General features: G+C 46.0%; 7 protein-coding genes. 3 read left to right on the top strand and 4 right to left on the bottom strand.

The features are described from left to right. Positions 1-136 precede the first annotated feature (136 nt). Positions 137-2,848 (top strand): M14 family zinc carboxypeptidase, encoded by a 2,712-nt coding sequence (locus V5298_RS10265; RefSeq protein ID WP_332931372.1) that lies wholly within the window; start codon positions 137-139, stop codon positions 2,846-2,848. 90 nt (positions 2,849-2,938) lie between these two features. Here V5298_RS10265 and V5298_RS10260 read toward each other — a convergent pair whose 3' ends face one another. Further along, positions 2,939-3,517, bottom strand: coding sequence for a DUF3365 domain-containing protein (locus V5298_RS10260; protein WP_332931371.1), 579 nt, complete (start codon positions 3,515-3,517; stop codon positions 2,939-2,941). 513 nt (positions 3,518-4,030) lie between these two features. Here V5298_RS10260 and V5298_RS10255 point away from each other — a divergent pair. Next, positions 4,031-5,176 carry an AGE family epimerase/isomerase gene (locus tag V5298_RS10255; protein WP_332931370.1) on the top strand — a complete coding sequence of 382 codons (1,146 nt, stop codon included), beginning with the start codon at positions 4,031-4,033 and terminating at the stop codon, positions 5,174-5,176. 42 nt (positions 5,177-5,218) lie between these two features. On the opposite strand, the gene V5298_RS10250 is transcribed toward V5298_RS10255, so the two are convergent. Next, positions 5,219-6,517, bottom strand: coding sequence for an OmpP1/FadL family transporter (locus V5298_RS10250; RefSeq protein WP_332931369.1), 1,299 nt, complete (start codon positions 6,515-6,517; stop codon positions 5,219-5,221). A gap of 380 nt (positions 6,518-6,897) precedes the next feature. Here V5298_RS10250 and V5298_RS10245 point away from each other — a divergent pair, with 380 nt between their 5' ends. Beyond that, entirely contained in the window at positions 6,898-8,352 is a 1,455-nt protein-coding gene (locus V5298_RS10245; RefSeq protein ID WP_332931368.1) for a polysaccharide lyase family 7 protein, read from the top strand. Between the two features lie 48 nt (positions 8,353-8,400). Here V5298_RS10245 and V5298_RS10240 read toward each other — a convergent pair whose 3' ends face one another. Both V5298_RS10240 and V5298_RS10235 read right to left on the bottom strand, forming a co-directional pair. Further along, positions 8,401-11,448 (bottom strand): TonB-dependent receptor, encoded by a 3,048-nt coding sequence (locus V5298_RS10240; protein ID WP_332931367.1) that lies wholly within the window; start codon positions 11,446-11,448, stop codon positions 8,401-8,403. Between the two features lie 89 nt (positions 11,449-11,537). Further along, positions 11,538-12,842: right-handed parallel beta-helix repeat-containing protein (locus V5298_RS10235; RefSeq protein WP_332931366.1), on the bottom strand; the 1,305-nt coding region annotated here is incomplete at its 5' end.

Here is a 12,842-nt window from a genome sequence, read left to right as displayed (position 1 = left end):
AGACACAATTGATAAGCATAGTCCATGAGGCCTTTTCCTGAGAATAATTATGCATTAGGCGCAAAGTAATGACTTTGTGGGCGAGTTTTTAATTGCTACACTCACTTTTAATTCCCATCGAAAATAATAAAACATCATGCACAATTCCCTTCGTCTAGTCTTCGCATTGGCTATGCTTGTTCTACCCAGTTTTACCTCACTTGCCGCTGATCACCTGCAAGGTGAGTCGGTCAATACCGAGCCTATGTGGCCCGGCGCAACCTATTCGTCTGCCATCCCTAGTATTGAATCCGTGCTGGGGTACCGCATTGGTGAGCGCATTACAACCCATAGCGATATGCTGCGCTATTTTCATGCCCTTGCCAAAGCCGCCCCAGAACAAATAAAGATCGCCTCCTATGGGAAAAGTTGGGAAGGTCGGGAAATGATATATGTGGCTATAGGTGCAAAACAGTACGTCACCCAATTAGATGATTTTTCAAAACACATGAATCAACTGGCGGATCCCCGTATTACCTCATCGAAGGAAGCCCAAAAACTCATTTCCTCACTGCCGTCTTCGGTTTGGTTGGAGTATGGTGTTCACGGCAACGAATTGAGTAGTACCGATGCTGCAATGATGACGGCATATCATTTATTGGCAGCCCAAGGTGATCCGATGGTCAACACCATCCTTGCCAATACCCTGGTGTTTATCGACCCTTTGCAAAATCCCGATGGCCGCACGCGCTTTACCAACTTTTACTACGCTAACGTAGGATTACAAGACAGTGCAGATAGGCTCAGTGTGGAGCAAAATGAACCCTGGCCACGGGGACGCAGCAACCACTATCTGTTTGATATGAATCGGGACTGGCTAGCCATTACCCAGCCAGAAACTGCCGGCCGTATAAAACTGTTAAATCATTTTAAGCCCACTGTGGTCATCGATTTACATGAAATGGGCGGCGACGCCAGTTACTTTTTCGTGCCTTCCGCTAACCCCATAAACCCGCATATGCAACAAGGGCAACTGGAAAACAACACCCTTATTGGTAAAAACAACGCTAAGTATTTCGATCGTTTTGGTTTCGATTATTTTACCCGAGAAGTGTTTGATGCCTTCTATCCTGGTTATGGCGACAGCTGGCCCACGTTTTATGGTGCTTCTGCGGCCACCTATGAAGTCGCCTCCACGCGCGGCATGGTTTTTCGCGACAAAGACGGCAAAATCAACCATTACCGCGATCCGGTACAAAAACATTTTGTGGCGTCCATGGCCACCCTCGAAGCGGCAGCCATTAACCGTGAAAAGATCTTATCAGATTTTCATCAATACCAGATCAACGCCATTGAAGCGGGTAAAAAGGATGAGGAACGCACTTTCATTATTCCAACCCAGCCGGATCGGGCAGGAAGCCATCATCTTGCCACACTCATGGCACAGCATGGTGTGGAAGTCACACAGGCCACAGAAAGCTTTAAAGCCTGCGGCACCCGTTATAACAAAGGCAGCTATATCATAGACACCGCTCAGCCCCGGGGGCTTTACGTAAAAACCACCTTTACCCAACAAGTGGATATGGCCGATGATTTCATTCAAGAACAAGAACGCCGACGGGCACGAAAACTTAATGATCAGATATATGATGTCACCGGCTGGTCCCTTCCTCTTCTTTTTAATATCGAGACCCAATCCTGTAGTAAGCAAGTTAAGGTAGACAGTATCCCAATTACCGCCGATACCCCTCTTAAAGGCTACGTGACCAAAACCGATGCTAAGGTGGCCTACCTAGTGCCTTGGGGCGATAGTGCCGCCGGCCGTTTTCTCACCGGTGCACTAAAAATGGGGATCCAACTAAAGAGTGTTGATGCCGCTATCACACTTGGCAACGGCGCGTCATTTCCAGCGGGGACGTTAGTAATTGAAACCAAAGCCAATACGCCGTCAATACACCAGCAAGTTGCCGCTCTGGCATTGGAAACCGGTGCTATTGTCACCGGTATTGATAGCAGTTGGGTCACCAAAGGGCCTAGTTTCGGCAGTGCCCGCACCGCCACCATGGTTGCGCCCAATATCGCCATTGCTTGGGATGCTCCTACCCGCTCACTAAGCGCAGGCAGTACCCGTTTTATTTTAGAACAACAATTCAATTATCCGGTAACCGCCATTCGCACTGCCTTGCTTGCCACAAGAAACCTCGATCACTATCAGGTAATTATTTTGCCCGATGGCAACTATGCCAGCGCTCTTGGCAAACAGGGCGGGGAAAACTTAAAAGCTTGGGTTGCACAAGGTGGCGTTTTAATTACCCTCGCCAATGCCACCGCTTATGCTGCTTCACCTGAAAGTGGGCTATTAGACACCCAACTTGAATACCAATATGATAAAGACACCCCGTCAACCTCACCACAAGCTAACAGGGATGGCTGGACAAATGGCAGTATCATTGCTGATAAAGCCGCCTTTATTGAGCAGATAGAGGATCACCAAAAAATGCCGGACTATGTGGCTGGTATCCTCGCCAATGTGGAGGTAGATCAAGAGCACTGGCTTACCGCCGGTGTGGATCCACAGGTAACGGCACTGGTAACAGGAAACACCATCTTCGCCCCCATTAAACTTAGTGCGGGTAAAAACCTAGCTTGGTATGAAGGCGAAGATAAACTGCTTGCCTCTGGCTATATTTGGCAAGAAAATCAACAGCAGCTGGCGTATAAACCCTTTATGCTTTATCAGCCAACCGGCAACGGTATGGTCATTGGTTTTACTCAGGATCCCACAAGCCGAGCCTTTCTTAATGGCCTTAATGTCATGTTGTTAAACGCGGTATTTAGAGCTGCTGCACATGCTACGCCCTATCGCTAAGTAACACTTGTGCAGGGCTATCGGCATCCGTAATCTAGCAACCGGCCGCATTAATTCACGGCCGGTTTTACACACGCTGTAGCAAAACCATTAAGGTGTATAGGTAACAATAAACGCACCTCGTAATTCACCCACCTTAAAGCCCGTTGCCTGATCCCCCGGATAAAGCGCCTGAATTCTTTTTGTGACATTTGCACTGATATTGTCACCATGACATGCCATACAAAGCGGTTGCATGACAATGGCACGTAAATAGGTAAACCGTCCTGATTGGGGATCTTGATAGGTCGCTTCAGGGATGTGACTTGGATCTTGAGACAGTTGTCTGGCAAAGTCATGCAAGGTAGTACTCGCCCATGGCTCTGGCTCATTGTCTGGGTTGCGCACCTTAAGACTTGTGCGCCCTACTTCCCAGTTTTCATCACTGATTTGTGCAGCCAATGAGCCGGCAACGTCATGACATACGGTGATCCCGTTTTCAATACCACCTGCCTTAATCGCGTTTTGTAGGGCATTTTTTAAAGTGCCACCAAGGGCCATGGCTTTTGCTCTGGCTTGGTCAATTTTATCATCCGCATCTGCCACTTCCCCGTGAGTATATAGGGGGAAAACCAACATCCCTAATATCATGGCTATTTTGGCTCGCCTTATTCCCGTGATTAACTCCATTCTTCCTCCGGTCGCATTATTAACTATCTACTTCTATCACTTATGCTACACCCATAAATAGTAAGACTTCAGCGTAAGTTTAGTCGCAAAAGTAAAAATGGTTAAAATAAATACACTCCATACTAGTTGCAAATAATAATTATTTGCATTAATATTAATTGGCATTGAGGCATTCCACTCTAGGCCTTAATGATAGGGGTTCTCCTCTACGTAATCGTAGGACTTTTATGCCGGTACTCATCCCGGCTTTTTTTTGTCTCTATTCTGGCTTGTCTGTTATTCACCCTGTCGGCTTTCACATATCCCTATTACAAGACAGAATGCACCCTAAGCGATTGCATAAAAGCATTTTTTTCATAACAATAGTGCCCTCCTTTTGTTAAACACCAGTGAGATGGCCTCTGCCTAAACGGGTGTTAACAACCTACTATGCAAGCGCAGTTTGTTGACGCAGCGATTTTCCCGACAGCGCCAAATTACGACAATGTAAGGTAATAATTAAGAATGGTATCTATGGATAATAGATTTAATCTCGCAGCAACACGTTTTGATCACTGGCTCACCCAGTCTGTATTTGATAAATGGTGTCGTGAAGGGTTTGCAAAAAATGGCGCCGCCATTGAGCGTTTTACTGCTGACGGCGTGGCCGATTGGCAGGCCGATAAACGCATCCGCGTTCAGGCAAGACAAATTTTTTCAATGTGTTACGGCTACAAGCAAGGTTTTTTACCCCAAGGGCCAGAACTCGTTAAAGGTGTAAACGCATACATCGACGCGGTTTGTGGTGATTACCTACCGGGTTATTACCCAATGTCGATAGATGCAAATAACCAAATTAAAAACGGGGAATCGGATCTCTATGATATCGCCTTTTTCTTATTGGCATTCGCTTGGCAATATGATGCATTAGGCGATAAAAGCGCAATTGAGAAAGCTCGTCACCTTACAGATCATTTCGATCAAGCCCTGGGAAGTGCCCACGGCGGTTGGCTGGAAGGGACTTATGCTCATGATGTGCGCAGACAAAACCCACACATGCACTTATTCGAAGCATTTATGCAACTGTACTTGTTCACCAATGATCCCTACTGGAAACAATTTGCAGACAAAATATTTGCCTTGTTTGAAGCCCATTTTTTCGACAAAGAATATGCGGTGATCCGCGAGTATTTCACCACATCTTGGGAAATAAGCCCGGAAAAAGGCCATATCATCGAGCCCGGTCACTTAATGGAATGGGTTTGGTTGCTCAATCGATATGAAGAGATTTCAGGCAAAGATATGTCGGTATATTGTGATGCCCTATATCGCAATGGTAAAAAGTATGGTTTGCCGACAGACGGTAAGTGGTTAGTGGATACCGTGGCACCCGATGGCTCATCGCCGGCCACTACGAGCCGCTGCTGGCCTATGACCGAATGGATTAAAGCGGCCTTAGTGATGGGCGAACGTCATCCCGAAGACACCCAATATCATGATGATGCCATCCGTGCTGTTAATGGGCTTGTTGATGGTTTTCAGCATCCAGCACGAAGCGATCAATATGTGGACAGCATTGATACAAAAGGCAACATCCTCGACCCTCTGATGCCCGCCAGTTCTTTGTATCATTTATCAATGGCCCATTACGAAGTCTCCCGTGCTCTTAAAGCCCAATAAAAAAAGGCTGCCTTCCGGCAGCCTCTTTAATTTGCGTAAGCATTAGAACGCAGTGTTAACCTGTACACTGAATATCTGCGCGGTGGCATGCTCTGTCGCCGTTAATTCAGTGGTAATTGAGCCCAATGTTTCTTCTTGGCTAACATCGGCTTCACGGCCTTTGATGTATACATAAGCCAAATCGATATTGGTCGCGTCAGTTACTTTGTAGGTTGCTCCCACACTAACCCAATGACGATCGGTATCAGGAATACTCAATGAACGGTTCCCAGTACTTACTGCGCCTTCGTCGTAGGCATATCCGGCTCGCAAGGTAAGTTGCGCATCGTATTGATAAGTGACACCACCACTCCAGCGCCAAGTATCTTCAAAGTTTTCTTCTTTTAATAGCAAGGTATAGCCGCTATCAAGATCCGCTTCTAATTTATCGAAGGTACTCCAATCGGTGTAGTTAACACTTCCCTGAACAGACCAGCGGTCATTGAGTTTTTGACTGATAGCAAGTTCAGCAATTGCAGCAAAGTTCAGATCCAGCGAACCACCTTGGTTGTACAATTCATCGACGGAGGGAATAAGCACGCCAAGATCAGACTTGATCTCACCTTCCAGTTCCAGCTGGGTTTCTGCACGGTAGCTCAAGCCAATATTGGTGCTACTTGTCGGTTGCCAAAAGGCACCAATATTCCACCCATAAGCGAGATCATCACCGGACATTTCAACGATAGTCAGATTACTTAGCGCATCATTTCCCATAGCCGTACCAAATGCCTGCGGAATCGATGTACTAATTTTAGCGTCGGCATAGGTAATGTTAAGCCCAAGGCCAAGACTAAATGTATCGGTTACCTTATAAGCAACGGCAGGGTTTACCGTAAATGACATGATTTCAGCTTCATCAGCATAATTTAACGCATTATAGCTATCGCTATAATCAGTAGACAGCCCGTAGCTGGTAAATACGCCAATGCCCCAGGAGAACTTATCGTTAATGGGGGATGTATAAAACAGTGATGGAATGAATGCAGATTCAGCGATATCACTTTCACTGGCATCCAACGATTCAGCAGTGATATTCGTCGTCATTTCACCACGAATATCTACGTCAGGATCAAGATAGCTTAACTGCCCACTAAATTGTGATGTGCGAAACGCTGTGATGGCTGCTGGGTTGCTCGCAAGGATAGTGGCGTTCTCAGGTGTAGCCGCCTGCCCTGCCATGGCACGCCCCAATCCACTAGCGCTGTTTTCATTAACCTGGAATCCTGCTGCAAATACAGAGGAAGAAAATAGACCGGCCATTGTCACTGCCAAAGAAGTACGTACAAATAATCGTTGCTTCATAATAAAACTCGATGATTAAAAATTCGGCCCGCATACTAAATTGATGTGGCCGAAGGTTCAACTTAAATACGTCTAATTGGGTACATTTAGAACAATTAAGAACAATTAACCGCTAAATTAGGTGAATTTTGTTTTTTTTACAGTGAACCGTATGACACTGGCTACCTAGAGAACGCAAAATTACTCCTATGGCGAAAATCAACCAGATAACGTTTTTTAGTGCCCACTTAAACGTAACCCCAATCATTAACTAATTTCGATGCCGTTAGCGTAAAACCTTACCAATAAAACAAAAGTGTATTAACTATTGGTTTTACATTTAAAGGAAAACCCATTAGATTAACAATCTCATTTTAACAATAATTTAACGTTGAGCGTAGATGACAACATGTAAAGAATACGTCAGGACTTCTCCTTGTCGATGCATTTCACTTATCACCGCCTGTGTTCTTAGCGTTACCGCTTGTGGCGGTGGCAGTAGTAATGAATCAGCAATAGACACGCCTACCAACACCACTGAATCTGAGGTGCCGACTGTCTGTGAGAACGAACCATACTCTCTCTCCGTTGTTATAGATGATGACGATGCTGCAACACCATACCCGCCCGAAAACGCCGTAGACGGTGATACGGCTTTGTCATCACGATGGCAAACTACCGACACCGATGCTGTACTCACCGTCGATATGGGTAGCAGCGAGTCTCTCGGTGCAGTTACGATTAAATGGTTTGACGGTGACAAGAAGGTTTACACCTACAGCATAGAGGCATCTACCGATAACGCCCAGTGGGAAGGTCTGATACAAGACGCAGAATCGAGTGGACGGCACAGTGGTTACGAGTTAATTTCCTTACCGACAACACAAGCCAGATACCTACGATTAACCATACACGGCAATGATGCTGACGATGAAAATGGTGTGGTGGAAATACAAGCACACCCATGCGAACAAGCAACGGGCCAGTTTTCCTCCGCCTTCCCCAATGAAGTTGGCATTGAGCTTAATGATTGGTATTTGAGTATTCCCAGCGACGATGACAACAGTGGTACTGCCGATTCCATATCCGAACAAACGCTGGCAAATGGCTACACCAACTCTGAATATTTTTATGCCAGTGATGACGGCGGCATTGTGATGCGCGCGCCTAGCTATGGTTATAAAACCTCTGAAAATACACAATATACCCGGGTTGAATTACGGGAAATGCTACGCCGTGGGGACACGTCAATATCCACCCAAGGGGTGAACAAAAATAACTGGGTCTTTGGCGCTGCACCGTCAAGCGCACAGGAAATGGCCGGTGGCATTGACGGAGATCTCAATGTAACACTGGCCGTTAATCAAGTAACTACCACCGGTGCCGATTATCAGATAGGACGTATTGTTATCGGTCAGATCCACGCCAATGATGATGAGCCTATTCGGCTATATTACCGCAAACTACCAAACAACTCCCTTGGTTCGGTCTATTTCGCCCATGAGAGCCGCATAACAGACGAAAACGGAGACAATATTGAATCCTACGTCGAAATGATTGGTGCAAGAGGCAATAGCATTGATAACCCGGATGATGGCATAGCCCTAAACGAAGAGTTCAGCTACCACATTAATGTCTCGGTGAACCTGTTAACCGTAACCATCAGTCGGGAAGGAAAACCAGACGTTGTGGCCAACGTTGATATGCGGGAAAGTGGCTATGATGATCCAAGCCAATATCAGTATTTTAAAGTGGGCGTATACCACTTAAACAATACCAGCGACCCAACAGAATACGCCCAGGCCACATTCTACGAAATCAGAAACAGCCACACCGGCTATTTATACAGTGAATAAAAAAAGGTGGGAGCATAGCTCCCACCTTTTTAGCACGCGAGTGAGCGATTAATATTTGAAGCTGACGCCAGCGAATAAACGTGGACCATAGTCATTCACTTCACCAAGGTTACCCTGTACAAAGTAATCCTGAGATTTCGGTTCACTAAACAGGTTAATGGCAGAAAGCTTAACTTTTACGTGCTCATTCACTTTATAAGAGGCACGAGCTTCCCATACTCCCGCCGCATCAACGTAACGTAAGCGCGTTCCGTTGCTGGTGTAAGGCTGGAAGTAAGAGCTACGGTATTTGTAGATAACTGCCGTATCAAAATCACCGAACTGATAATATACCTGAGAACTAAACACATGCTTTGAGAAACCAGGTATGGAAGCAGGAGGAATGATCCCTTCGGTAAGCTGGGTCACATTGCCCTCTAAGTCAGTAACGTAGGTATCACCATACAAACTGTCTTCAAACTCATAGTCTGTATCTGCCCAGTTGTAACCCAGTTTTACACCGATACCATTATCCCAGCGATAGGCAATAGAGGTTTCGATACCAAACAAATTACTGCTATCGTCAGTAGTAACAGAGTTTGTGATTGGCAGCGAGTATGTGTCGCCATCAATGACATAGTTTTCCAACACAGTCTGTTGCTGGAAACCACCTTGGAACTGTTTGTAATAAACACCGAAAGCAAAGATGGAATCTTCATTAGGATACCATTCAACGGCTACATCATAGTTCCATGACATCAACGGTTTAGTATCTGGGTTTCCTGAACCGTTTACACCCACAATCAAATCGGCGACTGAGGTTGCCACCACGTCATCGTCTGTACTGAACGTACGACTATAGCCAAGATCTGATGGATCAGCACGAGACATCCCGCGGAAAATACCAGCACGCAACAGAATGTTATCGCTATAATCCATAACAAAGTTAAAACTCGGTAACACTTCGGTATAGCCGCCGCCACCTTCAATGCGCTCCAATGAATCGTTATAGACCAGCGTCAGCGCACCGGTTTCATCTTCAGATATATCAAAGGTGTTTCTAAAACCAATGGAGCTGACATCAGTATCAACAACCCTAATACCAAAATTACCGCGAATAAAGCGCCCAAACATTTCGGTGTCATAGTTCGCCATCAGATATCCGGCGTAGGTGGTTTCGGTTACATCAATGGTACCCGAATTCTCATATTCTACGTCTGGATAAACCACATCAGCACCGTTTGATGCCGCTACAGCACTGGCAAAACAATCATTGTCATAGGTCGCCCAAGAAGAGCTACTACTAACCTCATTACCGCTACTGTCTACCTGAGTCACTAATGGACCGTCTGATACACTTGATAAGAAACTGGTTTCAGGGAAAGCAATTTCACACTCTTCCATCACATCCAACGCAGAGGTAGACGTGGTATCAAGGGTATATTCTGTACGCGACCCATTACCTTGAGAACCACCGTACTGAATAAAACTCAGTTCTGATGCCCGTAATCCACCTTGTATACTAACGAAGACGTCGCCATCGAGTGCATAATCAAAATCGAATCTTGCCGATTTAATGATGTTGTCTCGCACATTCTCATGGTCAATACGTGTTCTTAAGCTGTCGGTGAAATTGGAAATATCCGTGACATCAAAATCCGTCACGGTGAAGCTAGGAATATTATCTCCCATATCCCAGGTAAACCCGACACGCGAAGAAGAGCGGGCTCGGTTAGAGATCTGAAATTCCTCACGGGAGGTTTTTGAGTATGACAAATCGAACATCAAAGTCAGATAATCGGTGGCATAATGCTCAATATTTAATCCGAACCCACGATAATCTTCATCTCTGGAATATTTTTCACCGTTTGATTCGATATAATCTTCACCTTCCCAGTGTAAAATACCGCCCACATCGTTAGTCACCAATGTTGGACCGGTTAAACCGGGTATCGCACGTTTTTGATAAAAACTCAGGTCATGACGGGATTCAGCCTGTGTACGTGTCGATAATTGGGCATCAGCATTAATATCCCAGTTTTCTGATGGCTGGTATTGCACAGCAAAAAACAACGCATCCCGTTCATCTGAGGTTTCATTTTGACGATAACTACGGCTACTTCCTGTCCAAGCATAGGGCGTGCCCGCACTTACCGCTTCACCGGTTTCAGGATCAATAGTGGTGTTATAACCCTGATTAGAACTGGCGTTGTCACCAATCTGATCTTCACAGTCGCCAGCTTCAGATTTATAAAAACCTTCATTCGTCACAGAGGGATCATTTAAACAGGCCCACAATGAAGAACCTGTTGGGCTTGAGCTTCGATATTCCGCTTCTGGCTGACTAATATCCTGACGCTGGAAGCCAACAGAAACACCGAGCGCCTGGCCATTGTCAAACTCGAACTGATCGATGTAACTAATAGTCCCCCGATAGCCAAGATCACCTTGCAAGGAATTATCCACATTGGACTCATCAGGGTTATAGTTCGCTTTGACTTCAGCCTGAAAACTTTGTTTACCATAATCAAGTGGTTGTAGTGTTTCCAGCTCGATGACACCGGCAACACCGCCTTCAATCATCGACGCGTCCTGGGTTTTGTAAATCGCGACTTTTTTCATCAATTCCGATGGGAACTGGGAGAAGTTTACCGAACGGTCACCACTGCCGTTGGTCGCTTCTCGACCATTAATATGGGTTGTACTAAGAAACGGCCCCATACCACGAATGGAGATTTCAGTGGCACCGCCATTTTCACGGTGAGACGCCGCCCCGGTGATAGACTCAAGCGCTTCCCCAATGGACAGCGCTGGTAAATCACCGATATCGTCCGCCGACAAACCATCAACAACCGTTGTGGATTCACGTTTTATTGATATCTGATCTTGAATCGTTTTCCGTGTTCCCACCACGTTAATGATTTCAACGCTATCATCTTCTTGATCGGCAGCTTGCGCGTCTTGGGCTTCCTGCGCATGAAGGGAAAATGCAGTGGTACCAGCCAACCCAGCTAAGACTGCTGCTTTAACCCATTTCGCGGCAGGGTGAAGAGGAAACCGAGGGCGCGAGCATCGCGCACCGTTTAAGGAACTATTGTGTTTTGCATTCAACGACATGTCAAAAGCCTCCATTTACTACTTTAAGTGCACTTGCAGTTCGAGCGAATTGCTTGATGTTATAAAAATTAACCAAATCGATATGAAAACTATTCATCGTCAGCCTCCCATGTGGAGCCTACGCCCACTTCAGTAGCTGAAATAATGTGGAGATCTCTCGCGCCGGCCAACGACTGCGCGCCACTGGCATCGGTTTCAACAAGACCGTTCTCCGCAATAACTAACTCAGGGACTTCCTTACCATTTGCTTCGGGGTCTTGGTCGATGGCACCGTCTGAATCAAACGCACCGTTACCGTTGATATTGCGGATATCAACCCAGTACTCATCTTCCACATCACCAGAGGCATAGCTGTCGCTAAAGCCAAAGTTATTGGAAAAATAGGACTCAGAATGGTTAATCAGGTCACAATCGTACTCAAACGAATGATCGCTGCTGCTGTAACTGTAGGGTAAAAATAGGCCTTCGGTGGCATCATCATCGTCTAACCCATTGGCAATCAAATTGCCGTCAAAGTCGATAACAAAGAAGTTTTTCGTCAGGCTATAAAGCTCTGGTGCATTAATGGCGGTCAGCTCATCACAGTCACCAACCGGCGCGTTAGAGCCAATCTCGGTACTAAATACCACCGGCTGAATGGAGTTAAGCATGGTGTTGTTGGTCACCGTTAACGTCAAATCTCCAGAGCCATCCAATATGGCCTGGTTCCCGTCATTGGGTACGCCGCCATCTGCTTGCGAGAATGGATTTGCAGTAAATACAATGCCGCCAGCTTCTTTATTGGTTGAGCGGATCCCCGCGATGTAATTGTTACTAACGGTATGTCCTAACGGCGTGATCAATACGCCACTGGGTCTGTCTGACGTATCGGCGATATCCGTTGTGCGGATAATAATATTGTCGGTTACCGTATTAAAACCACCATCTTCTAATGAAATACCGCCGTTGGAATCAACAATAGTATTACCATGAATGGTTGCGTAAGAGGTTTGCACCCGCATCAAACGACGGCCAGTAACAAAATTCTCAATGCGGTTGTAACGAACCACAAAATTGCTGGCGTTCGCCGAATCAATGCCCGTGGTACTTCCCACATTTAGCAATAACAAGCTGGATTCACCGTAATTAGGGTTATCGCTATCGCTAAACAAATTGTACTGGATCACATGGTCCGACCCGGATGAAGAAAGTTTAATCACTGAGCCTTTTTCAGCATGATCGCGACCGGTAAAGGTATTTCGTTCTATTAACGCCCCGCTGCCTTTTATCATTAGCCAGTGATAGGTTTCCTGATTGAGTGTTTCTTCGTCACCGTCTATAGTATTTTGGCTGAAGACAAAGTTATCCCCTTCGGAATAAATCACCGCCTCTTCTTCGGTGTCACACACTGAACC

This window comes from Alteromonas sp. 14N.309.X.WAT.G.H12 (assembly GCF_036697315.1).
Classification (GTDB): Bacteria; Pseudomonadota; Gammaproteobacteria; order Enterobacterales; family Alteromonadaceae; genus Alteromonas.
This window is presented reverse-complemented; position numbering and strand designations above follow the sequence as displayed.

What these genes read in the sequence shown, in the direction of transcription:
- V5298_RS10265 (WP_332931372.1), top strand. Translation starts at nt 137, where the DNA reads ATGCACAATTCCCTTCGTCTAGTCTTCGCATTGGCTATGCTTGTTCTA.
- V5298_RS10260 (WP_332931371.1), bottom strand. Translation starts at nt 3,517, where the DNA reads ATGGAGTTAATCACGGGAATAAGGCGAGCCAAAATAGCCATGATATTA.
- V5298_RS10255 (WP_332931370.1), top strand. Translation starts at nt 4,031, where the DNA reads ATGGATAATAGATTTAATCTCGCAGCAACACGTTTTGATCACTGGCTC.
- V5298_RS10250 (WP_332931369.1), bottom strand. Translation starts at nt 6,517, where the DNA reads ATGAAGCAACGATTATTTGTACGTACTTCTTTGGCAGTGACAATGGCC.
- V5298_RS10245 (WP_332931368.1), top strand. Translation starts at nt 6,898, where the DNA reads ATGACAACATGTAAAGAATACGTCAGGACTTCTCCTTGTCGATGCATT.
- V5298_RS10240 (WP_332931367.1), bottom strand. Translation starts at nt 11,448, where the DNA reads ATGTCGTTGAATGCAAAACACAATAGTTCCTTAAACGGTGCGCGATGC.